The organism is Halorubrum kocurii JCM 14978 (genome assembly GCF_000337355.1).
GTDB lineage: Archaea > Halobacteriota > Halobacteria > Halobacteriales > Haloferacaceae > Halorubrum > Halorubrum kocurii.
This window is the reverse complement of sequence record NZ_AOJH01000053.1, coordinates 1-23,029: the sequence shown is the minus strand read 5'-3', so window position 1 is coordinate 23,029 and position 23,029 is coordinate 1. Positions and strand designations below refer to the sequence as shown.

The 23,029-nt window shown below is 70.4% G+C and carries 21 protein-coding genes; 11 read left to right on the top strand and 10 right to left on the bottom strand.

Annotated elements, in window-relative coordinates; translation table 11 throughout:
- The first annotated feature begins 186 nt into the window (after positions 1–186).
- The 6 genes from C468_RS08000 to C468_RS07975 all read left to right on the top strand — a co-directional run bounded on the left by C468_RS08000 (position 187) and on the right by C468_RS07975 (position 4,197).
- On the top strand, positions 187–642 hold the full coding sequence (locus C468_RS08000; protein ID WP_008848381.1) for a hypothetical protein: 456 nt from the start codon (positions 187–189) through the stop codon (positions 640–642).
- 66 nt (positions 643–708) lie between these two features.
- The gene (locus C468_RS07995; protein ID WP_008848380.1) at positions 709–1,038 is read left to right on the top strand and encodes a hypothetical protein; all 330 of its coding nucleotides are present in this window, start codon (positions 709–711) and stop codon (positions 1,036–1,038) included.
- A 35-nt stretch (positions 1,039–1,073) separates the two neighbouring features.
- Complete coding sequence (mch, locus tag C468_RS07990; protein WP_008848379.1) at positions 1,074–2,012, top strand: methenyltetrahydromethanopterin cyclohydrolase; 939 nt, start codon at positions 1,074–1,076, stop codon at positions 2,010–2,012.
- 13 nt (positions 2,013–2,025) lie between these two features.
- Positions 2,026–2,559 (top strand): hypothetical protein, encoded by a 534-nt coding sequence (locus tag C468_RS07985; RefSeq protein ID WP_008848378.1) that lies wholly within the window; start codon positions 2,026–2,028, stop codon positions 2,557–2,559.
- 70 nt (positions 2,560–2,629) lie between these two features.
- Positions 2,630–3,835, top strand: a complete 1,206-nt coding sequence (locus C468_RS07980) for a potassium channel family protein (protein ID WP_008848377.1) — start codon at positions 2,630–2,632, stop codon at positions 3,833–3,835.
- A gap of 2 nt (positions 3,836–3,837) precedes the next feature.
- Complete coding sequence (locus C468_RS07975) at positions 3,838–4,197, top strand: nuclear transport factor 2 family protein (RefSeq protein WP_049912134.1); 360 nt, start codon at positions 3,838–3,840, stop codon at positions 4,195–4,197.
- Between the two features lie 25 nt (positions 4,198–4,222).
- On the opposite strand, the gene C468_RS07970 is transcribed toward C468_RS07975, so the two are convergent.
- On the bottom strand, positions 4,223–4,819 hold the full coding sequence (locus C468_RS07970; RefSeq protein WP_008848375.1) for a DNA-3-methyladenine glycosylase family protein: 597 nt from the start codon (positions 4,817–4,819) through the stop codon (positions 4,223–4,225).
- 127 nt (positions 4,820–4,946) lie between these two features.
- Here C468_RS07970 and C468_RS07965 point away from each other — a divergent pair, with 127 nt between their 5' ends.
- Positions 4,947–6,932 (top strand): 3-hydroxyacyl-CoA dehydrogenase/enoyl-CoA hydratase family protein, encoded by a 1,986-nt coding sequence (locus C468_RS07965; RefSeq protein ID WP_008848374.1) that lies wholly within the window; start codon positions 4,947–4,949, stop codon positions 6,930–6,932.
- Positions 6,933–6,949: 17 nt separating this feature from the next.
- Here C468_RS07965 and C468_RS07960 read toward each other — a convergent pair whose 3' ends face one another.
- Together C468_RS07960 and asd are read right to left on the bottom strand one after the other, a co-directional pair.
- A complete protein-coding gene (locus C468_RS07960) occupies positions 6,950–7,576 on the bottom strand; it encodes a class I SAM-dependent methyltransferase (protein WP_008848373.1) in 627 nt (208 codons plus the stop codon).
- 95 nt (positions 7,577–7,671) lie between these two features.
- Complete coding sequence (gene asd / locus C468_RS07955; protein ID WP_008848372.1) at positions 7,672–8,718, bottom strand: aspartate-semialdehyde dehydrogenase; 1,047 nt, start codon at positions 8,716–8,718, stop codon at positions 7,672–7,674.
- A 174-nt stretch (positions 8,719–8,892) separates the two neighbouring features.
- Between asd and C468_RS07950 the strand changes: the two genes are divergently transcribed.
- Both C468_RS07950 and C468_RS07945 read left to right on the top strand, forming a co-directional pair.
- The gene (locus tag C468_RS07950; RefSeq protein WP_008848371.1) at positions 8,893–10,572 is read left to right on the top strand and encodes a Na+/H+ antiporter NhaC family protein; all 1,680 of its coding nucleotides are present in this window, start codon (positions 8,893–8,895) and stop codon (positions 10,570–10,572) included.
- Positions 10,573–10,947: 375 nt separating this feature from the next.
- Positions 10,948–11,871, top strand: a complete 924-nt coding sequence (locus C468_RS07945; RefSeq protein WP_008848370.1) for a mechanosensitive ion channel family protein — start codon at positions 10,948–10,950, stop codon at positions 11,869–11,871.
- Between the two features lie 93 nt (positions 11,872–11,964).
- Here C468_RS07945 and C468_RS07940 read toward each other — a convergent pair whose 3' ends face one another.
- Positions 11,965–12,963, bottom strand: coding sequence for a hypothetical protein (locus tag C468_RS07940; protein WP_241430994.1), 999 nt, complete (start codon positions 12,961–12,963; stop codon positions 11,965–11,967).
- Positions 12,964–13,136: 173 nt separating this feature from the next.
- Between C468_RS07940 and C468_RS07935 the strand changes: the two genes are divergently transcribed.
- The gene (locus C468_RS07935) at positions 13,137–14,342 is read left to right on the top strand and encodes a threonine synthase (protein ID WP_008848368.1); all 1,206 of its coding nucleotides are present in this window, start codon (positions 13,137–13,139) and stop codon (positions 14,340–14,342) included.
- A gap of 33 nt (positions 14,343–14,375) precedes the next feature.
- Here the strand turns inward: C468_RS07935 and C468_RS07930 are convergent, their stop codons facing one another.
- The gene (locus C468_RS07930; protein WP_008848367.1) at positions 14,376–15,359 is read right to left on the bottom strand and encodes an ornithine cyclodeaminase family protein; all 984 of its coding nucleotides are present in this window, start codon (positions 15,357–15,359) and stop codon (positions 14,376–14,378) included.
- A gap of 49 nt (positions 15,360–15,408) precedes the next feature.
- On the bottom strand, positions 15,409–16,554 hold the full coding sequence (gene solA, locus C468_RS07925; RefSeq protein WP_049912132.1) for an N-methyl-L-tryptophan oxidase: 1,146 nt from the start codon (positions 16,552–16,554) through the stop codon (positions 15,409–15,411).
- Positions 16,555–16,643: 89 nt separating this feature from the next.
- Between solA and C468_RS07920 the strand changes: the two genes are divergently transcribed.
- Positions 16,644–17,900 (top strand): Zn-dependent hydrolase, encoded by a 1,257-nt coding sequence (locus C468_RS07920; protein ID WP_008848365.1) that lies wholly within the window; start codon positions 16,644–16,646, stop codon positions 17,898–17,900.
- Between the two features lie 58 nt (positions 17,901–17,958).
- On the opposite strand, the gene C468_RS07915 is transcribed toward C468_RS07920, so the two are convergent.
- From C468_RS07915 to C468_RS07900, 4 genes are all read right to left on the bottom strand, one after another.
- On the bottom strand, positions 17,959–19,065 hold the full coding sequence (locus C468_RS07915; RefSeq protein ID WP_008848364.1) for an ornithine cyclodeaminase: 1,107 nt from the start codon (positions 19,063–19,065) through the stop codon (positions 17,959–17,961).
- Between the two features lie 78 nt (positions 19,066–19,143).
- Positions 19,144–20,592 carry an aldehyde dehydrogenase family protein gene (locus C468_RS07910; RefSeq protein ID WP_008848363.1) on the bottom strand — a complete coding sequence of 483 codons (1,449 nt, stop codon included), beginning with the start codon at positions 20,590–20,592 and terminating at the stop codon, positions 19,144–19,146.
- Positions 20,593–20,723: 131 nt separating this feature from the next.
- Positions 20,724–21,164, bottom strand: a complete 441-nt coding sequence (locus C468_RS07905; protein ID WP_008848362.1) for a universal stress protein — start codon at positions 21,162–21,164, stop codon at positions 20,724–20,726.
- An 83-nt stretch (positions 21,165–21,247) separates the two neighbouring features.
- A complete protein-coding gene (locus C468_RS07900) occupies positions 21,248–22,849 on the bottom strand; it encodes a BCCT family transporter (protein ID WP_008848361.1) in 1,602 nt (533 codons plus the stop codon).
- Positions 22,850–23,029 lie beyond the last annotated feature (180 nt).

The window sequence follows — 23,029 nt, the reverse complement described above, 5'->3', positions numbered from 1 at the left end:
CGCCTCCCCAGCCTCGTCGGCCGGCGCTTATAAGCGCCGGCCGACTCCCTCGCGCGACGCTCCTCGCGGCCGCCGAGGGCGGCCACTCGGAGGCGCGCGCCGACGCACGTTCGTCATAAGCGATCGCGACCGGGGCAACGACACACTTGCCGACGCCCCTTTATAAACGACGCCCGTACGATCCGTATGAGCTACCCGGTCACGTACTACTGTCCGCACTGCGGGACCCTCGTCGAACTGGAGCGCGACGGCTACCTCGCGGACAAGTCGGTGACGCCGTACCCCCTCGAAGGGTGGACGTACGTCGACCCGACGGGTGAGGTCGAGGGCGACGACGCCGACGGCGTCCGCTTCGTCTGCGGCGAGAGCGACGGCGTCGACTGGGACCCGCGCGACGGGGTGCGCGGGTCGGACGTGGGCGGCGACGAGCCCTATCGGGAGCCGGACGCCGAGGGAACCGGCTGCGGCGAGCCCTTCTACCTCTCGTTCGTGCGCTACGAGGCGGGCCGCGAGGTCGACCCGCGCGCCGAGTCGGAACGGGTGGCGATCGACCCCGATCCGCGCCCGAGCGGGCCGCGCGGACCGAGCGGGCCGTCGGGACCGGACGGGTCGGACGGCGGCTCGGGCGGCGGCTTCTGGTAGGTCGCGGGCGGTCGCTCGCGCCGAACCGACCGTAGCGTTATGTCGCTGAAGCGCGAGGACTGACGTATGGCAGACACCAAATCGGGGCGCGACGAACAGGCGCGCGACGAGGCCCGCCGGCGGATCGAGCGGGACATCTCGGAGGCCCGGGAGCGTGGCGACGAGCCGGAACCGGTCGCCGATCCGCCGACCGAGTGTCACCGACGGGGCTGTTCCGAGCCCGCGGCGTTCTCCGTCACCGAGCGGTATCAGGAGGAGACCGGCGCCGGCGCCGTGGAGGCGACCGCGTTCCTCTGTGCGGACCACGCCGCCGACGAGTCCCCGGCGAACCTGGAGGACGCGTACGAGGGGTACGTGTTCCACGTCGAGCCGGTTGCCGACGACGCCGACGACTGACAAGCCACTTACTGCGGGAGCGAGAACGGTCGGGCATGGAAAGCATCAACCGGACCGCGATCGAGCTCGTCGACGAGGCGCTCGACTTCGCCGGCGAGCTCGACGTCGTCGGCTACGAGCTGGACAACGGCGCCACCGTCGTCGACTTCGGCGTCGACGCCGCGGGCGGCGTCGAGGCCGGACTGCTCCTCGCCGAGATCCAGACCGCCGGGCTCGCGAACCTCCGCACCCGCATGGGCGAGGTCGCGGGCGCGCCGCGCCAGTACGTCGAGCTGTCGACCGACCACCCCGCGATCGCGCTGCTCTGCTCGCAGAAGGCGGGCTGGGAGCTCGAGTTCGAGTCCGGCTTCGAGGGGCTCGGCTCGGGGCCGGCCCGCGCGCTCGTCGGCCAGGAGACCGAGTTCGAGCGCGTCGGCTACTACGACTCCTCCGAGTTCGCCACGCTCGCCGTCGAGTCGACGACGCTCCCGACCGAGGAGGTCGCGGAGCACGTCGCCGACCTCGCCGAGGTCGACCCCGAGGGCGTCTTCCTGCCGGCGTACGCGACCGGCTCGACCGCGGGCTCGGTCGCCACCGCGGCCCGCGCCGCGGAGCTCGCCGTCTTCCGGCTGCTGGAGCTCGGCTACGAGCCGACCGACGTGCTCCACGCCTCGGGCGCGGCGCCGATGGCCCCGGCCACCCGCGACGAGGACCTCGCGATGGGGCGGACGAACGACGCCCTCGCGTACGGCGGGGAGGTACACCTGCAGGTCGCGCGCGACGACGACCGCTTCGACCAGATCGTCTCGACCGCCCGCGAGGAGTACGGGACCCCCTTCGTCGAGGTGTTCGAGGACGCCGGCTGGGACTTCTACGAGGTCGACGAGCGCGTCTTCGCGCCCGCCAAGGTCACCGTCGACGTGATCGACGGCCCCGTCTACACGGTCGGCGAGACGGACGAGGAGCTGCTGGCGGAGTCGTTCGGCTACCGCTGAGGCGGTCCCGACGATGCGTCTCAAACCGGTTCCCGAACCGCCCGACTCGCTCGACGACCTCCGCGCGTTCCAGCGGGCGGTGCCGCTCGTCCCGGGGAGCACGGACGACTGCTGCGCCCGGCTCCGCGACCGGCGAGGGCTTTCGGACCGGCAGACCGCGAACGACTGGCTGGCGTTCCTGCGCTCGCTCGGGCTGGCTCGGGAGACGCCGCGCGGATTCGTCAGGGCCGACGCGGAGCCGACCCCCGAGCGCGTCCGCGAGGGGCTCCGCGAGGGCGTCCTCCTCGTTCCAGAGGCGCTCGACGCCCTCCGAGCGGCCTCGCCCGCGGCCCCGCTCACTCCCGACGACCTGTTCGCGGCGACGCGCGAGTCGGTGCCGCGGCACGACCGCGCCCGCGACCCGGACTGGGAGGCCACGTGGCGCGAGCGCGCCGACCGCCTCCTGCGGTGGCTCGCGCTCGTCGACCTCGCCGAGCCCGTCGGGGCGAGCGAGCGCGGCGGTTCGGCGGCCGGCCCGGTCGGCTACGTCGCCGGAGACGCGGCCTGAGAGCTCCGTTCGCGGCGGTGGGTCGAAACTCGTAACAAGCCTTTTACTCGGAGCCGGAGAGGGTACTTCCATGGGACGATTCGACGGGCGGGACGGGCCGCTGACGGTCCGGTACGAGCCGGCGAGCGTGAAGGACCTGCTCGTGGAGATGAAGGACACCGCCGAGCTGTTGATCGACCTGTCGTACTCCGCGGTCCTCCACGGGAGCCCGACGATAGCCCACGAGGTCGTCGAGCTCGAGCACCGGATGGACGTGCTCCAGATGCGCGCGCGCATGAGTCTCATGCTCGCCGCCCGCAGCCCCGACGAGGCCGAGACGCTCGCGCCGGTGCTCGGCGTGGTCGGCGCGGCCGACAAGATCTCCGACGCCGCCGGCGACATCGCCAAGATCGTCACCGAGGAGATCGGCCTCCCCGACGCGATGCGCGGCGCGCTAACGGAGGGCGTCGAGACGCTGGTCCGCGGGACCGTCTCGCCAGGCTCCGCGTACGCGGGGCGGACGCTGAAGGACATCGACCTGGAGTCGAAGACGGGGGTGCGCGTCATCGCGATCCGGCGCGACGACGACTGGATCCTCAACCCCGGTCCGACGACCCGGATCGAGGCGGGCGACGCGACGCTCCTCCGCGGCCCCGAGACGGGCGTGTCCGACGTGCACCCGACGCTGACCGGCGACCCGTTCGACCCGGACGAGCCCCCGGAGCCCGCCATCGACGACTTGGAGCGCGCGGTCGACTCCATCCTGCTGATGAAGAACCTCTCGGAGCTGGCGGTCGACCTGGCGTACGGCTCCGTCCTGTTCGACAACGAGACGCTCGCCGAGGAGGTGTCCAACCTCGAGATCGAGGTCGACGCGCTTCAGTCGCGGTTCGAGGCCTGGACGCTCCGCGCCGCCCGCGAGGCCGACGACCCCGTCTCGCTGCGCGGGCTGATCCACCTCGGCGTCGCGACCGAGGAGATTTCCGACGCCGCCCTCGAGATCACCGAGGGCGTCATGCGCGACATCGGCGTCCACCCGGTCGTGGAGATGGCGGTCCAGGAGTCCGACGAGATCATCACCCGGACCGTGATCGCCGAGGGCAGCGACCTCGACGGGACCCGGATCGCGGACGGGATCCCCGCGACCGACATCTCGACGAGCGTCATCGCGATCCGGCGCCCCGACGAGGGGTGGCTCGTCGGCCACGACATCGACACCACCCTCCGCGCCGGCGACGCCGTCATCTCGAAGGGGACGCGCACCTCGGCCGAGGAGTTCGAGGCGCTCGCGGCGTGACGATGCCCCGAACCGACGACCCGTCTGATCCGTCTCGACTCGTCCGCGCGTACTACGACGCGCTCGACGCCGGCAAGTACGACCGGCTCGCGGACCTGCTCCACCCCGAGTTCGTCCAGCGGCGCTCCGACCGCGCCTTCGAGGGGCGCGACAGCTTCGTCTCGTTCATGCGCGACGAGCGCCCGATGACGGACACGAGCCACGCCGTCGACGCGGTGTATCCGAAGGGCCCCGGCGTCGCCGTCCGCGGTCGATTGCTGGACGCCGACGGCGACGAGGTGTTCGCGTTCGTCGACGTCTTTTCAGTCGACGACGGGCGACTCGCCGCGCTGGAAACGTACGCGGCGTCGGGCGACGAGTAAGGTTCAGTACGGTTCAGCGGGCCGGCTAGGACTCGTACTCGGCCCAGACGTAGCGCGTGCCGTAGCTCCGGTAGGGCCGCCACGCCTCGCCGATCTCGCGCATCTCCGCGCGGGTCAGCTCGTCCCCGTCGTTGTACACCCGTTCGATCCCCTTCCGCACTGCCAGATCGCCGGGCGGAAGGACGTCCTCGCGGCCTAACGCGAAGATAAGGTACATCCGCGCGGTCCACTCGCCGACCCCCCGGATCTCGGTGAGCGCGTCGACGACCGCCTCGTCGCCGGCGTCCGCGAGCCCCTGGCGCGTCAGGTCGCGGTCGCCGTCACGAAAGGCCGCGGCGACGTTCCGCAGGTACTCGACTTTTGTGCCGCTGAGACCTGCCCCGCGGAGGGCCCCCTCGTCGGCCGCGAGCACCAGGTCGGGCGTCGGATCGGCGCCGAGAACGTCCACGAACCGCTCGTGGATCGCCGCCGCGGAGGCGGTCGAGAGCTGCTGGTTCACGATAGAGGTGCAGAGGCGCGCGAACTCGTCGCCCGCCGGCTCGACCGTCAGCGGGCCGTGCCGGTCGATCAGCCGCGCCATCGTCGGGTCCTCGCGCAGGGTCGCCGCGACTCGGTCGTTCATCGCCGACCGGTTGGACCCCAAGACGGGAGTGGGTTTCCCCCCGGGAGACGCACGCGGATAAACTTACGGCGAGTTTCCCGTTTGGAAGATGGAAACGTTCAACCATGATGGTTCCGACCGGTTCTGTATGCAGCTCGAAGACGTTCAGCGCGTGACGGTCCTCGGCGCCGGAAACATGGGCCACGGTATCGCGGAGGTGGCCGCGCTCGCCGGCTACGACGTGGCGCTGCGGGACATCGAGGAGGAGTTCGTACAGGACGGCTACGACCAGATCGAGTGGTCGCTCGGCAAGCTCGCCGAGAAGGACCGGATCGGCGACGACGAGGCGGAGGCCGCGCTCGACCGCGTGGAAACCTTCGTCGACCTCGGGGACTCCTTGGCCGACGCCGACGTGGTGATCGAGGTCGTCCCCGAGAAGATGGCGATCAAGAAGGACGTGTACGACGAGGTCGTCGAGCACGCGCCCGAGGAGGCGGTGTTCGTCACCAACACCTCCAGCCTCTCCATCACCGAGCTCTCCGAGGTCACCGACCGCCCCGAGCGCTTCTGCGGGATGCACTTCTTCAACCCGCCGGTGCGGATGGACCTCGTCGAGGTCATCTCCGGGAAGCACACCTCGGAGGAGACCCTCGAACTGATCGAGGGGCTCGCGGAGTCGATGGGGAAGACTCCCGTCCGCGTCCGGAAGGACAGCCCCGGCTTCATCGTCAACCGCGTCCTCGTCCCGCTGATGAACGAGGCGGCGTGGATCGTCGAGTCCGGCGACGCGACGATGGAGACGGTCGACTCCACGACGAAGTTCGACATGGGGCTCCCGATGGGCTCGTTCGAGCTCGCGGACCAGGTGGGAATCGACGTGGGGTATCACGTCCTCGAGTACATGCACGAGGTGCTCGGCGAGGCGTACCGCCCCTGCCCGCTGCTCGTCGAGAAGGTCGAGGCCGAGGAGCTGGGCAAGAAGACCGGTTCCGGCTTCTACGACTACGAGAACGGCGGCGCGGAGATCCCGTCCGACGCGATCGACGCCGACGTGCGCAGGCGCCTGCTCGCCGTGATGGCCAACGAGGTCGCCGGGCTCGTCGGGAACGACGTGGCCGACGCGCCCGCGATCGACCGCGCGGTGATGCTCGGCGCCGGCTTCCCGGACGGCCCGGCGAAGCTCGCAGACAACGAGGAGCTCGCCGAACTCGTCGACGTACTCGACGACCTCCACGAGGAGACGGGTGAGGAGCGCTACGAGGCGACCGACTACCTCCGCGAGGCCGCCGAGGCGGGCGGCTTCCACGGAGACGCTGGCGGGGACGAGGCAGGGGAAGACGACGCGTTCGCCGCTTACGACACCCTCAATGTCGCCGTCGAGGACCGCGTCGGGTACGTCGAGATCGACCGCCCGCACCGGATGAACACGATCAGCGGCGAGCTGCTCGACGAGCTCGCCGACGCGATCGACCGCCTCGACGCCGACGACGAGGTGCGCGCGATCCTCCTCTCCGGCGCGGGCGACCGCGCCTTCTCCGCGGGCGCCGACGTGCAGAGCATGGCCGCGGGCGGCGCCGAGCCGATCACCGCCGTCGAGCTCTCGCGACAGGGCCAGCAGACGTTCGGCAAGCTGGAGGACTCGGACAAGCCGGTCGTCGCCGCGATCGACGGCTACTGCCTCGGCGGCGGAATGGAACTCGCGACCGCGGCCGACATGCGGATCGCCTCCGACCGCTCGGAGCTGGGCCAGCCCGAGCACAACCTCGGGCTCCTCCCCGGCTGGGGCGGCACGCAGCGGCTCGCCCGCATCGTCGGCGAGGGGCGCGCGAAGGAGATCATCTTCACCGCCGACCGCTACGAGGCCGAGACGCTCGAAGGGTACGGCTTCATCAACGAGGTCGTCTCCGGCGACGAGATCGATGAGCGGGCCCGCGAGCTTGTCGAGTCGCTCGCCGCCGGGCCGCCGATCGCCCAGAAGTACACGAAGCGCGCGATGCACGCCGGCCGCACCGACGGCGAGGCCGGCCTCGAGGTGGAGGCGATGGGCTTCGGCCACGTGATGAACACCGACGACCTGATGGAGGGCGTCACGGCGTTCATGGGCGACGGCGAGCCCGAGTTCGAAGGGAAGTGAGCGCGTAGCGGCCGCCCCTACTCCTCCAACCGCGCCGCGAAGAACGTCCAGCGCGCGTCGTCGCCGTCCCCGAGCGAGTCGCCGACGGTCCACTCCCGTTCGACGGCGAACCCGGCGTCTCGGAGGTGGTCTCGAGTCGCCGCCGCGCCCGCGATGTGCCACTGCATCTCGACGCCGCTGTCGAGCCAGTCCGGGTTCGACCCGCTCCACTCCTCCGGCCCCTCGGAGCAGAGGAGCCTGCCGCCCTCGTCGAGGACGCGCGCGAACTCGTCGACCGCCCGCTGGTGTTGCTCGCGCGGGACGTGGATCAGCGAGTGGTACGCCGTCACCGCGTCGAACGCGCCGTCGCGGAAGGGGAGCGCCGTCATGTCCCCCTGCGCGACGCCCGCGTCGGGAACGCGGTCCGCGGCCAGCTCCAGTTGGGTCCGGGAGATGTCCGTCCCGAAGGCGGTCCCCGACGCGGCCAGGTCCCTGAGGACCGGCGTTCCCTGTCCGCAGCCGGCGTCCAGGACGTGCGCCGATTCGGGGAGCTCGTCGAGGAACAGAGACAGAACTTCGCGCCCGCGACCGTCTTCGACTCGGTCCGCGGCGTACGCCTCCGCCAGCTCGTCGTACCCGCGGCGGACGGCGTCTTTATCGACCATGCCGACCGACTACTGAGGCCCGGCCGTTCAAGACTTCGGTCGGAACCGCGCGAGAGTGCCGGGGCGGTCGGGTCGGTCGGGTGGTCGGGCCGTTTTTATACGTACCCTTCCTCGACGAGCAGCTCGCCGTTGAGCAGCGAGGCGCCCGCGGCGCCGCGGATCGTGTTGTGCGCGAGGCAGTTGTACTTCGCGCCGGCGTCGGTCGACTGCACGCCGCCGGCGACGATGCCCATGCCGTCCGCGTACGTGCGGTCGAGGCGGGGCTGGGGGCGCTCCGGCTCGTCCTCGCCGAACACCTTGATAAGCTGGTCGGGCGAACTGGGGAGACTCCCCGCACCCTCGAACGAGCGCATCGCCTCGCGGAGGTCCGCGGGCGAGGGGTCGTCGGCGAACTCGGCGAAGACGTTCTCCAGGTGACCGTCGAGCGTCGGAATGCGGTTACAGGAGGCGGCCACGTCGGCGCCGTGGAGGCGGACCTCCGCGCCGTCGAACTCGCCGAGGAGCTTGCGCGACTCGGTCTCCATCTTCTCCTCTTCGCCGCCGATGTGCGGGATGGCGTTGTCGATGATCTCCATCGAGGTGACGCCGGAGTAGCCGGCGCCCGACACCGCCTGCAGCGTGGAGACGCGGACGCTTTCGAGGCCGAACTCGTCGATCGCGGCGAGCGTGGGCACCATCGTGATCGTCGAGCAGTTCGGGTTCTTGACGAGGGCGCCGTCCCAGCCGCGCTCGTCGCGCTGGACCTCGATCAGGTCGAGGTGACCGGGGTTGATCTCGGGGATCGTGAGGGGGACGTCCATCGCCATGCGGTCGTTCGAGGAGTTCGAGGAGACGACGTATCCCTCCTCTAAGAACGCGGGCTCGACCTCGCTCGCGACGCCCGAGGGGAGCGACGAGAAGAGCAGGTCCACGTCGGCGTCCGCGATCCCGTCGGGCGTCGTCTCCGCGACCTCCATCTCGGCGACGTCGTCCGGGATCGGGGTGTTCACGCGCCACTTGGCGGCCTCGCGGTACGTCTTCCCGGCGCTGTCCGCGCTGGCGGTGACCGCGGCGAGGTCGAACGTCGGGTGGTCGTCGAGCAACTGGATGAACCGCTGTCCCACGGCGCCGGTGGCACCGAGGATGCCGACTCGTACTGACATTGCGCGTGGGTCCGTCACACGAACGTAAGTGCGTTCGGATACGCGTCCGCGTCCGCCGGTCGCCGCCGGGCCGTGGGGACCGACGCCGCGGCCGCCCGGTGCCGCTGTCACCCGCTGCGCCGTCGCGACTCGGGCACGCGATATTTATATACTCACCCGTGACAGTACGTGGCAATGACCGATTTCGGAGCGCTGTCAGTCGCCCCGCCGTTGCTCGCGATCGTCCTGGCGGTGATCACCCGTAAAGCGGTGTTGTCGCTGTTCCTCGGCATCTGGTCCGGGGCGGTGATCGTCACCGGCGGGCTCGGTATCGTGCAGACGTTCGAGTGGATCGTCGCGGCGGTCTCCGACGAGTTCCAGGCGACGATCCTCGTGTTCACCCTGCTTCTCGGTTCGGGCGTCGCCATGGTGTGGAACCTCGGGGGGACCGCCGCGGTCCGAGACTGGGCGCTCGACCGCCTCGACTCCCAGCGGCAGGCGGGGCTCGTCGCGTGGGGGCTCGGGCTCGTGCTCTTCTTCGACGACTACGCGAACACCGCGATCGCCGGCTCGGCGATGAAAGACGTCTCCGACCGCCTCCGGATCTCCCGCGAGAAGCTCTCCTACATCGTCGACTCCACCGCGGCCCCGGTGGCGACGCTCGGGATCTCCTCGTGGGTCGCGTTCCAGCTGTCGCTCATCGCGGAGGGGTACGACGCCGCCGGCGTCGCCGAGGCGAACCGCCCCGGCACCTTCGAGGTGTTCGTCTCGTCGATCCCGTTCAACATGTACGCGATCCTCGCGATCGTGATGGTCCTCCTGATCGTCGGGTCGGGCCGCGACTACGGCGAGATGCTGGCCGCCGAACACCGCTCCTGGACCGCCGGGAAGGTGACGCGCGACGAGGCCGTGCCGATGCAGGACGTGGCCGGCGAACTGGGCGAGCCGCCGGCGTCGACCCCCCGGCTCGTCAACTTCTTCGTGCCCGTGGCGGTCCTGATCGCCGTCACGGTCGCGACCGCGCTGTGGTCCGGCGAGTTCTCGCCGGTGGGCTTCGGCGGCGACCTCGTCGCCGGCGAGCTCGACGCGGCGGGCGGCCGGCTGTGGGACGCCGCGCTCAACGCCTCCTACGAGGTCGCGCTGATGATCGGCTCGTTCGCGATGGTCGCCAGCGGCTTCGCGCTCGGGAAGGCGTACGGGATCTTCGGCGTCGGCGACGCGACCGAGTACACGATCGACGGGTTCGGGATCATGCTCACGGCGGTCTCGATCCTCGCGCTCGCGTGGGGGATCGGCGAGGCCATCGACGCGCTCGGCACCGGCGCCTACGTCGCGAACGTCGCGGTGGGCTCCGTCTCGTCCGCGCTCCTCCCCGCGCTGGTGTTCGTCTTCGCCGGCCTCATCGCCTTCTCGACCGGCACCTCGTGGGGGACGATGGGGATCGTCACCCCGATCGCGATCCCGATCGCGTGGGAGATCAGCGGCGGCGGCGCGGCGGGCCACACGCTGGTGGCGGCGATGGTCGGCGTCATCTTCTCGGGCGCCATCTTCGGCGACCACAGCTCGCCCATCTCCGACACGACCGTCCTCTCCGCGACGTTCACCGGAGCGGACTTGATCGACCACGTCCGCACGCAGATCTACTACGCGGTCACCGTCGCGGCGGTCGTCGTCCTCCTCCTCGTGACGTGGGGTGTCACCCGGGTGACGCCGCTCGCGCTGCTCCCGCTCGGCGCCGTCCTGCTCGCCGGGCTCGTCTACCTCCTCTCCGAGCTCGACGCCGCCCGCCGCGGAGTCGACCCCGTCTCGGTCTCGGAGCCGCAGACGGACGACGGCGAGCGCGTGGTCGTCGCGGGCGCCGAGCAGGACGACTGACGGCACAGGCGGACGGTTTAAAAGCGCACGGCGGCTACCTCCGCGTGCGCGCCCTCAGTCCCCGCCCGAGTACTCCCCGATGGGAGCGATGACAGCGCGGAGAACCCAGGCGCGTGACATCCGGTCGCTGACGCGACCCGCCCGTCGCCGCGCAGGCGACCGCCCGCCACGAGGGTTTCCCGGTCGACGCGGCACGCCGCCGGAGATGAGACCGGTCGTTAGTGTTGCGGGCGACATTTCGAACGCCGATGAGACGCATCCGCGAGCGCCCTCCGAGCGCGCGGCACTCCGAGTGCGCGGCACTCCGAGCGCGCGGCGATCCCGCCGGCAAGCGTGGTGTCGGGTTTTTAACCGGTACGCCTCCCACGTCGGTACATGGCCGGGCAGATCTCTCCCGCGCGGTGGCTGATCGACATCCTCTCGGCGTACGATCGGGTGCTGTCGGAGCTGTTCTGGTTCACGGTGGGGTTCGGCGTCGTCTACCTCGTGAGCCGTCTCGTCGTCATCCCGGTGGCGACCCGCGCCGTGCGGGCGCGCAATCGCAACAACCCCACGATCGAGACCGCGACGGAGACGTACCTCCGGGTGACGATGATCGGGTTCGCGACCCTGACGGGCATCATCGCCGCCGGCTACGGGCGGATACTCTCCGAGTCGGCGGTCATCATTGCGGCGCTCACGTTCGCCCTCGGGATCGCCGGACAGCAGGTGTTCGGGTCGCTCGTGAGCGGGATGTTCCTCGTCGCCGACCCGGACTTCAACGTCGGCGACTGGATCGAGTGGCCCGGCGGGAGCGGGACGGTCGAAGCGGTCGACTTCCGCGTCACCCGCATCCGGACGCCGGACCACGAGACGATCTCGGTGCCCAACACTGAGCTCACGGCCAACGCGATCACCCGCCCGTACGGTCGAGACCGGTTTCGGCTCACGGAACAGGTGGACGTCGCCTACTACGAGGACACCGAGCGGGCCCTCCTGGAGCTGCGGCAGATCGCCGCGACGCTCGATCCGGTGCTCGAGGAGCCGGCACCGAACACGCGCGTCGTCGAACTCGGGGAGAACGCGATCACGATACAGGCCGAGTTCTGGACCGACGACCCGGGTAACAAGGACATCCTGACGATCCGCTCCGACTTCCGCCGACTGGTGAAGCGGCACTTCGACGCGGAGGGGATCACGCTCGCTCCGCCGTCCGCCCAGCTGCTCTCCGGATCGGTCTCCGTGAGGGACGGGACGGAGGAGTCACCGACCGCGGACGGCCCGCCGAACGCGGACGACTCGTCGACCCCGAGCGAGTGACGACGGACCTGGCTCCCTCGGTGGCACGGCGCTCCCTCAGGGCCCGACCGCGTCGCCTTCGGTAGTGCTCCCGCAGTCCCGGGCTCCCAGCGGCTAGTCGGAGTCCCGCAACACCAGGGGACCGATCGCGAGCGTCCGCTTCGCGAGGGTCAGGACGCGAAGCAGGTACGAGACGAACAGCGAGAACGGGAGGAGCGTGACCGCGAACGCGCCCCCGACGACCAGCGTCACGTGGTCCACCCCAAGCGTGCGCCCCGGGAACGTCCCGGCGTCGACGACCGCGAGCGTCAGGCCCGCGACGACCAGCGCCGGCACCGCGGCGTACAGTATCAGCCGCGAGAGGTCGATCAGCGCCCACTGGAAGTACAGCGTCTTGACGTGCTCGCGGGCGGGGCCGAACAGCGACAGCGACTCCGTCAGCTCCGCGAGCAGGTCGCGCTCGTCGTCGGTGAGCGCCCCGTCGTGGTCGGCGGCGACGCGCTCGGCCCGCCCGATCTTCGGACCGTAGTCGAAGTTGAGCGCGGCGAACACGACGTCGAAGGAGCCGAACTGCGCGCCCTCGAGCTGGCCGCGCACGTCGTCGGCGTTCTCGGCGACGCCCGTGACGAGGTCGTCGATGTCGTCTCGGAGCGCGTCCCGCTCCGCTCCGTCGCCGGTTCCCTCCCGGTCGGACACCGACTCGCGGAGGTCCCGCGCGCGCTCCGACGCGGCGCCGAGGATCGCGTCGAGGAACATGGCCGGGTCCGTGGGCGTCGGCGCGCCGGTCAGCGCCGCGATGTCGTCCCGGACCGCGAGCGTGCCGTCCATGCGCTCTTGCTGCTCGCCGAGCGGACCGTTCTCCTGCGTGAGCACGAGCTGACCGATCGTGACGACGAGCGTCGCCCCGGTGACGACCGCCGTGATCATCGAGGCGAACAGCGTCTCGATCGGGTCGCTCGCCCCCACCTTCTCGGCGAGTGAGGGGGAAAACGCAGCTGCCACGGCGACGAACGCGAGGAAGACGGCGACCGTCAGGACGCCGGCGACAGAGAGCCGGTTCGCGCGCAGCAGCAGCCAGAGCTTCGCCCGGTTCTCGCCTGCGCGCTCGCGCATCGTGTCGGCGGTCGTCGCGTCGCTGTCGGCGTCGTCGGCGTCGGTCACGGTCCTGTCGCTCCGTTCACACGGTACGACACCACGCCCGACCGGCATAAGTACACCGCGCGGGAGAGCGGGGACGCTCGAGACGGCAAGCGAACGCATATGTCTCCGGCCGCCGCAGCGTCGCTATGTCTCTGTCGTTGAGCTGTTACCGTTGCGGGGAGCGCTACGACGACGGCGCCCGGGTCCGGTGCGCCTGCGGGGAGCCGCTCTGGGTCGACGCGGACCCGACGGCCTTCTCCTGGGGCGACTGTCGAGACCGGCACGGGATGTGGCGGTACGAGGCGCTGCTGCCGATCGATCAGCCCGAGGGCGTCGCGCGGGCCGCGGGCGGCACGCCCCTCGTCAGGAGCCCCGGGCTCGACGACGCCGCGGGCGCTCGGGTGTTCGTCAAAGACGAGGGCGAGAACCCGACCGGCGCGTACAAGGACCGCGGGAGCGCGGTGGCCGTTCCGCACGCGGTCGCGACCGGTGACGACGTCGTCGGCACGGTCTCGTACGGGAACATGGCGATCAGCACCGCCGCCCACGCGACGAGCCTCGACCGGGACTGCGTCGTGTTCGTCCCGGAGGGAACCTCGTCGGTGCGGCTGGAGCTCATCGCGCAGTACGAGCCGACCGTCGTGCAGGTCGCCGGCGACTACGGGAAGCTGTACGGGGACGCGCTCGACCTGTCCGAGCGGCTCCCGATCGACGTACTCGTGAGCGACGCGCCCGCCCGCGTCAGCGGGTACAAAACGGCGCTGTTCGAGATCTGCGAGTCGCTCGCCCCGGCGACGCCAGACGTGATCGCGCTGCCGGCGAGCTCCGGCGGGTTCGCCTCCGGCGTCTGGCTCGGGATCCGGGACCTGGAGCGCGCGGGAGTGATCGGGGAGCGGCCGCGCCTGTGTCTCGTCCAGACCGCGACCGCCGACCCGATAACGCGGGCGTTCGAGGCCGGCGCGGCGGAGCCGACGCCCCTGTCGCCCGACGAGACCGGCGAGACGATCGCCCACTCGATCGGAAACCCGGACCCCCCGAGCGGCGCTCGCGCGCTCGCCGCGGTCCGCGACACCGGCGGCGCCGTCGTCTCCGTTACCGACGACGAGATTCGGGCCGCTCAGCGCCGGTTCGCCGTCGAGGGCGGCTTCTGCGTCGAGCCGGCGTCCGCGACGACGCTGGCGGGCGTGTCGCGCCTCGCGGACCGCGGCGAGATCGCCGCCGACGAGTCCGTCGTCCTCGTGCCGACCGGGACCGGGTTCAAAGAGATGGGGACCGGCGAGGCGGAGGTCGCGACCGAGACGGTCCGCAGGAACGACCTTCGGGACCGGCTCGAATCGCTGCTCGCCCCGTAGCGCCCGCGGTTCGAATCGAGGAAATAAAACCTTTCAGTTAAAGTTGAATTCTGTAGAGCTATCGGATTTTATATTATTATACGCGTCCTTCGCGACGGCGATGTCGAGGGCGCCGAGGCCGATCGGAACGAACACGGTCCGCTCCGAGGGGTCGACCGGCGTCTCGCGCTCGTCGTTCAGCACTTCGCCGATCGTCGCGTCCACGTCCGCCGCCGTGAGCTCGTCACGCGCCGCCATATCGGCTAACGCGCCGCGCTGGAGGCACTGCTCGACGTGATCGACCACGAGCCGGTCCGCGTCCAGGATCACGTCGTCCGGCAGCTCCCGATACGATCCGAGCGCGACGATGAGACCCGCCTCAGATGGCCATTTAGCGTCTAAAACCGGCGACTGGGAGTCGGTGACCGTGAGGACGACGTCGCTCCGAGCGGCCGCCGCCGGGTCCGCACACACCGTCAGCTCCGCGTCGATCCGATCGGTCAGCTTCGCCGCGAACTCGTCGGCCGCCGCCCGGTTTATATCATATACATAGAACTCATCGATATCGAATAATTCGTCGGCAACAGAGAGCTGGAACGCCGCCTGGAACCCCGCGCCGAAGACGCCGACGGACGCGGGTTCCTCGGGGAGCAGGTGTTTCATCCCCACGGCGGACTGCAGGGCGGTCCGAACGCCGGTCAGGTACATCCCCTCCATCACCACCTCGAACCGGCCGTCGTCGAGGTCGAAGAGCAGGACGAGCGAGCTGATCGGGTCCTCGACGTCGGCGTCCCACGTCGCGACGGCCCACTTCGTGCCGACGGCGTCGAGCCAGTCGACGTACGCCGGCATGTTGATCGCGAACGCGTTGTAGTCGGGCCAGCCGCCGTCGTCCCCCAAGTGCATGGAGAGCTTCGCGGGGTTCACCACCCGGTCCCGGTCCGTCTCGGCGTACGTTCGCTCCACGACGCGCAGCGCGTCCGCGACGTCGAGCGCGCCCTCGACGTCGGACTGAGAGAGCAAGCTGGTTCCGACCATCGGTGCGCTGCCAGTACCGGAGACGCGCGGATAACCTTTTGGATCGTGATCACTCACCACGGTCGTCCCCGAACCGGTCGGCGGCGAACAGGTCGACCTCTCGCTCGGTCTCCCCGTCCAGTGCCAGGTCGGCGAGGACCTCGCCGACCGCGCTCGCGAACTTGAACCCGTGGCCCGAGAAGCCGGCGCCGACGGTGACGTGCGACCGGTCCGGCGCGGCGTCGACCACGAAGTGGCCGTCCGGCGTGTTCGTGAACAGGCACGTCGAGAGCCGCATCGTCGGTCCCGCGCCCGTCGGGAAGTGCCGTTCGGCGTACGCGCGGAGCATCTCCTCGTCCTCGCGGCGGGGCTCCCGCGGCATCGCGTCCGGGTCGACCTCCTCGCCGAAGTGGTTGAACCGGGCGAACTTGAATCCCGGAACGTCGAACCGCGGGAACCCGTAGAACCGCTCCGTCTCGGTCTCGTGGATGAACACCGGGAACGCGTCGGGGTCGAACTGCGGGGGATCGGTCGGCTGCAGCCACGCGAGCACCTGTCGGACCGGGACGAGCCGGTCGGCGAGCGACGGGAGGAACTCTCGCGCCCACGCGCCCGCGGTCACGACGGCCTCGTCCGCCCGATAGGTCCCGCGGTCCGTCGTCACTCGCACTCCGCTCGCGTCCTCCGTGACGCCGGTCACCGTCTCGCGGGCGCGGATCTCGGCGCCGCGCGCCTGCGCCGCCTCGACGTGCGCGATGATACACTGTTCGGGGACGAGGAACCCGCTCTCGGGCTGGTACACGGCGCGGTGGTCGTCGGGGATGTCGTACCCCGGGAACCGCTCGTTCACCTCGGCCCCGGACAGCACCTCGTGGTCGATGTCGTGCGCGCGGCAGGACGCCTCGGAGCTGGGGGCGACCTCGCCGTCCGGCGGCCCGGCGTCGATTCCCCCGGTGATATGCAGCAGGTCGCGCCCGGTCTCCGCCTCGAGCTCCCGCCACAGCTCGTACGATCGCCGGGCGAGCGGCACGTACTCCGGGTCCTCGTACTGGCCCTCGCGGATGATCCGCGTGACGCCGTGCGACGACCCCTGTTGGTGCGGGATGTCGAACCGCTCGATCCCGAGCGTGTCGACGCCCCACGACGCGAGGTGGTACGCCGCGGCGCTGCCCATACCACCGACTCCGACAACGATTGCCTCGTAGCGTTCGCTCATGTTCGCCGTATCACCGATACCACTGGACGGTTCATATATCTTTGCGGCGCCGGGACGACGTTTATGTGGATCGCGGTGAGAGACGATCCATGCACGTCGACCGAGAGCGACTTCGCCGAGACATCACCGAAACCGGCGCGTTCGGCGCCATCGAGACCGACGAGGGGCACGGCCGGACCGTGCTGACCGGGAGCGAGGCGGACCGAGACGCCCGCGAGTACCTCGTCGACGCGCTCGAGGCGGCCGGGATGGACGTCCGAGTCGACCCGGTCGGGAACGTCGCCGGACGGTGGGTGCCCGACGGCGCGGACCCCGACGCCGGGGCGGTGGCGCTCGGCAGCCACCTCGACTCCGTCCCGCGGGGCGGCATCTTCGACGGCCCGCTCGGCGTGTTCGGCGCGCTCGAGGCGGTTCGAGCGATCCGCGCGAGCGACCGCGAGCCGCTCCGGCCGCTCGAGGTCGTCTCCTTCACCGAGGAGGAGGGCGGGCGGTTCGGGATCGGCACGCTCGGCTCGTCGGTCGCGGCCGGGGACCGATCGGCCGAGGCGGCGCTCGCGCTCGAGGACGACGAGGGCGAGAGCCTCGCGGACCGGCTCTCGGCGATCGGGTTCCGGGGCGAGGACCGCCTCGCTCCGGCCGCGTGGGACGCGTGGCTCGAACTGCACGTCGAGCAGGGGACGCGGCTGGAGGCGGCCGACGCGTCGGTCGGCGTCGTCGACGCGATCACCGGGATCACCAACTGCCGCGTCGTGATCGAGGGCACGGCCGATCACGCCGGCGCCACGCCGATGGACGAGCGGACCGACGCGCTCGTCGCCGCCGGGGCGTTCGTCCAGCGGGTCAGCGAGGCCGCCTCGGCGATCGCGACCGAGCACCCGGCGGCGGTGGCGACCGTCGGGGACCACGTCGTCGAGCCCAACGTCCGCAACGTGATCCCCGGCCGGGTGACGATGGAACTCGATATTCGAGGCGTCACCGGGGAGAGTATCGACGAGCTGGTCGACCGGATTCGGGCGGCGCTCGGCGACGTGGCTCGCGCGCACTCCGTCGAGGCGAGCCTCGACCGCTTCCGGGACGACGGCCCGACCGAGATGACCGGTCGCTGCGTCGCGGCCGCGACGGACGCCGCCGACGCGGTCGGGCTCGACGCTCGGCGATTTCACTCGGCCGCGATGCACGACACGGCGAACGTCGCGCGCGTCACGGACGCCGGGCTGTTGTTCGCCCCCTCGGAGGGCGGCGTCTCGCACACGCCGCGGGAGTGGACCGACTGGGACGACTGCGCGGCGGCGACCCGCGCCCTCGCCGGCGCGGCCGCACGGCTCGCCGGTACGGAGCCGACGTAGCCCGCCCGAGCGAGCCGACCGTTCGGCCGCGCTCGGGGTCGCGGCAGTCTCGGAGCGCTCAATAGGGCTTCGTGAAGTACGGCTCCTCGAACAGGGTCAGCGTCTCTCCGAGCTCCCGCTCCCGCGCCCGCTCGTACACGCGGCTCGCCCAGGCGACGTCCTCCATCGGAAGTCCCGGGGAGTAGAACACCGACCGCCCCGTCGTCGGCGCGGTGTCGGTCCCGGCGACGAGCTCGTGGAGCGTCCGGAGGTCGCTCCGCTCGATCTCCCGCTCGTCGCCCTCGACGGCGGCCAGCACGTCATCGTAGACGTTCCAGCCCAGCCCGTCGGCGAACTCCAGCGTGTTCTCCCGCACGTCACAGAAGACCCGGTCGGCGTCGAACGCGTCGAAGTCGGTCCGCAGGTCGCCGAGCGGGATCACCAGCGTGTCGTCGGGCAGCCACGATCCGTCGATCCGCACCGGCGGGTCGGCGGTGGCCGCGACCACCGTCACGTCGGTGTCCGCGACCGCCGTTTCGACGTCGCTCGTCGGGACGACCGCCGCGTCGAGGTCGGCGTTCATCTCGTCCCTAAACGCGACCGCCTTGCGTCGTTCGGGGTGGTAGACGCGGATCTCCTCGAGCGAGTCGAGCGCCGCGTCGAGCGCGAGCGCGGAGGTCTGCCCGATCACGCCGGGGCCGACGACCGTCGCGACCTCGGCGCGTTCGCCCTGGATCGCGTCGGCCCCGGCGGCGGCCACGGCGCCGGTTCGCATCGCGCTTATCACTTGCCCGTCCATCACGGCCAGCGGCGCGCCGCTCTCCGGGTCGTTCAGCGTGATCGTGTGGAGCGAGCGGGGAATACCGCGCTTCGCCGGGTTCTCGACGTTCGACCCGTACCACTTGACCCCCGCCTTGTGAACGTCCCCCCCGACGTACGCCGGCATCGCGCTGAACCGGCGGTCGGGACCGCCGCCGAGCCCCGCCGCGTCGGCCAGCGCCCCGGGAAACGTCGTGACGTGCCCGTGCATGTGCTGGCCCGGGTCGCCCATGAGCACCCGTCCGCGGTCGAAAAGCTCGAAGGCGGACTCCATCGCCTCGACGCAGTCGGCCACGTCGACCGCCCCCGCCTCAACTTCGTCCGCCTGCGAAAGGAATCGGATCGCTACCGGTTTTCGTTCTGGCATCGTCCGCGTAGAACGCGCAAAACGACATATTCTTTTCCCCTATCCCCACAGAACTTCCGTATCGGAACTAGTGAGACGTTACGGGTCCGACCGATACACGACCTTCTCGTGGGTGTAGAACTCGTACGCCCGCTTTCCCATCTCTTTGGTCGTCTCCGAAGAGGACGCCTTCATGCCGCCGAACGGCATCTGAATCTGCGATCCCGTGGTCGAGCCGTTCACCTTCACGACGCCGGCCTCGATCCGGCGGGTGAACTCGCGCGCGGCGGCCATGTCCGAGGTGAACACCCCGGACGAGAGCCCGTAGTCGACGTCGTTGGCGACCGCCATCGCCTCCTCGAAGTCGGCCACCTCGATGATCCCGAGCACCGGTCCGAACACCTCCTCTTGGGCGATGCGCATCTCCGAGTCGACGTCGCCGAACACCGTCGGCTCGATGAAGTGCCCGTCCTCGAGGCCTGCCGGCGTCCCGCCGCCGGTGAGCAGCGTCGCGCCCTCGTCTTTCGCGACCTCGACGTACTCCGCGTTCGTCTCGTTCTCGGCCGCGGAGACGGCCGGGCCCATGTCCGGATCGTCCATCCCGGGCCCGAGCGAGAGCCCCTCGGCGCGCTCGACGACGGCGTCGGTCACCTCGCTCGCGACGTCCTCGTGGACGACGAGGCGGCTCGTCGCGGTACACGCCTGCCCGCAGCCGCCGAACGCGCCGGCGATCGCGGTGTCGACGGCGGCGTCGAGGTCCGCGTCCGGAAGCACGACCAGCGGGTTCTTCCCGCCCATCTCGGTCTGGACCGGGAGTCCGCGCTCGGCGACCGTCTCGGCGATGTGCTGGCCCGTCGCGGTCGACCCGGTGAAGGAGACGCCGTCGACCGCCTCGTGGGTCGTCAGTTCGTCGCCGACCGTCGAGCCCGCGCCGACGACGAGGTTCACCACTCCGCCGGGGAGGCCGGCCGCTTCGAGTAGCTCGACGAGGCGCCGGGCGATCATCGGCGTCTCGGACGACGGCTTGAGCACGACCGCGTTGCCCGTCGCCAGGGCCGTGGCGAGCTTCCAGCTCGGCGTCGCGATCGGGAAGTTCCACGGGGTGATGAGCGAGACCACGCCGAGCGGCTCCCGGACCGTGTACGTGAACGTCTCGGGGTCGTTCGACGGGACCGTGTCACCGGTCGCCGTGCGCGCCTGACTCGCGAAGAAGCGGAAGATCTCCGCGGCCCTCGCGACCTCGCCGCGGCTCGAGGAGATCGGCTTCCCCTCCTCGCGCGTCAGCGTCTCCGCGAGCGAGTCCTGGGCGGCGTCGATCCGATCGGCGACCTCGTACAGGACCTCCTCGCGCTCGACCGGCGCCGCTTCCGCCCACGACGCGCTGGCCGTGTCGGCCGCGCGGACCGCGGCGCGCGCCTGCGCCTGGCTCGCCCCGGGGAACGCGGCGATCGGGTCGTCGGGATCCGCCGGGTCCCGAACCGTTATCTCGTCGTCGCTTTCCCCCTCGATCCACTCTCCATCGACGTACTGGTAGGCTGTCGTTGACATTGGTGGCTGTCTGCGGTCGCGTCCCACGCGGACCGACTGCTGTGGGCACTGTGAAAGCGTTACTCATCCCCATCAATAAAGATTTGCGCGCCACGCGAGGCGATACGTGACGTGTCACCGCGTCGCTCGGCTCACTCGGCGTCGTAGTCGCGCATCGTCAACACCGGGACCTCGGCCGTGCGGACCGTCTTCTCGGTGACGCTGCCGATCAGCTGCTCCCGCAGGCCGGTGCGGCCGGCGGTTCCCATCACGATGAGGTCGACCCCGTTGTCGGCGGCGTAGTCGCTTATCACCTCGTGCGGAACCCCTTCCCTCACGGCGGCGACGCCCTCCAACCCTCGTTCGCGGGCGCGCTCGGCGATCGCAGCGGTGATCTCTTGACCCCAGTCCACGTGCTCTTGGTGGACCTCGTCGTGCCGCATGGCCTCCGAGGGGAGCGTCGTTCGCTCCGGTTCGATCGCGTACACCGCGTGTACCGTCGCGTCGCAGACCGACGCGAGCTCGATCGCGTGCGATGTCGCGGTGTCCGCCACGTCGCTGCCGTCCGTCGGAACCAGGATGTCGTCGTACATTGTCTTACCCCATCTCGATGTCTCGATCGACCCACAAAGCAGTACCGGCCGGCTCGGCGGTCGCGCGTCGCGCGGGCGAGCGGTCAGTCATCGTCGGTCGCCACCTCCTTGGAGCCCGCGTCCGTCCGCGACGTTTCGGCCGGCCGCTCGGGCTGTCTCAGCCACGTGGCGTCCGCTTGGAACAGCCGCCGGCCGTGTTCCCTGCCGAGCTTGCGCGCGAACACGAACACCGAGACGAGACAGACGACGGCGAAGGGGGCGCCGGTGATGATGACCGACGAGCGGAGGGCGGACGCGCCGCCGAGCACGACGAGGATCGACGCGATGATCCCCTGGAGCACGCCCCAGAACAGCCGGTTGATGCGGGACGGGTTCGCCTTCCCGCCGGTGGTCAGCATCCCGACGGCGAGCGTCGACGAGTCTGCCGACGTGGCGAAGAACGTGACGACGAGGATGAAGAACAGCGCCGTCCAGAGCTCTCCGAGGGGGAGCGCGTCGAACAGGACGAAGCCGGCCACGCCATCTCCGTACTCGCCGATGGGGCCGAGGAGGTCGGCGGCCCCGGTGTGTTGCAGCCAGACCGACGTGCCGCCGACGACGGAGAACCAAACGACCGAGACGGACGTCATGGCGATGTAGGCCGTGAAGATCACCTCGCGGATGGTGCGTCCCTTGGAGACCCGCGCCAGGAACAGGCCGACGAACGGCGCCCACGCGATCCACCACGACCAGTAGAACACGGTCCAGAACGAGGCCCACGCGGCCCCGCCCTCGGTGCCGGTCCCCGAAAAGAGGCTCATCGCGGCGAAGTTGTTCACGTACGTCCCCACGGCCGCGACGCCGGTGTTCAACACCGACAGCGTCGGGCCGAGGATGAGCGCGACGCCCAGCAGGATCCCCATCATGGTGAGGTTGAAGTCCGAGAGCCGACGGATCCCGCGGTTGACGCCGGCGAGCAGCGACGCCACGAACACTACCGTGATCCCGACGATCGCGAGGAGCGTCTCGACGTTGCCGAAGGTGAATCCGGTCTGGAGCTCGACGCCGCTGAGCAGCTGCGTGGCGATGAACCCGAGCCCGGTCGCGATTCCACCCAGCGTCGCGACGACGGCGAGGGTGTCGATCGTCTTCCCGATCACGCCGTCCAGTCCGTCCTCGCCGAGGATCGGGTACAGCACCGTCGACGTCCGGAACGGGGCCCCCTCGCGGTAGACGTAGTAGGCGACCGGGATGCCGATCGCGAGGTAGCCGGCCCACGCGCTGATCCCGTAGTGGAAGATGGCGTACGCGATTGCCGGGACGATCGCCCCGGTCGTCTCCCCCTGGACGCCGTCGAAGAGCGGCGACGGGGTCGCGTAGTGAGTGAGCGCTTCGACCGGACCGAAGAAGACGATGCCGGCGGAGAGGCCCGCGGAGAAGAACATCGCGAAGTACGAGAAGTAGCTGTACTTCGGGTCGCCCTCGCCGAGCTTCAGGCTCCCGTACCGACTGAGCATGAGCCAGAAGCCGACCAGCACGATGAGGAACACCGAGAGCAGGTACAGCCAGGCCAGGCCCTGACCGAACACCTCGAACGCGGTGTTGATCTGCTGTTGGACCCAGTCCGTCCGCACCGCGGCGAGAGCGATGAAGGCGAGCGTCACCACCGCCCCCATCACGAACGGGATCGGGTCGATCTCATCCACGAACGTTCCAAACGCACTCGTACCTTCATCTGGCATGGGTGGGCTTCGTTACCATGCTTCAACTCCGCCCATTTATAGTTTATCATCGGTCATGATCGATCGTCGCGGAGACCTCTGCCTGCGAGTGGCCGATCGGAGGAGACAACTCCGCCTGCGAGTGGCCGATCGGAGGAGACAACT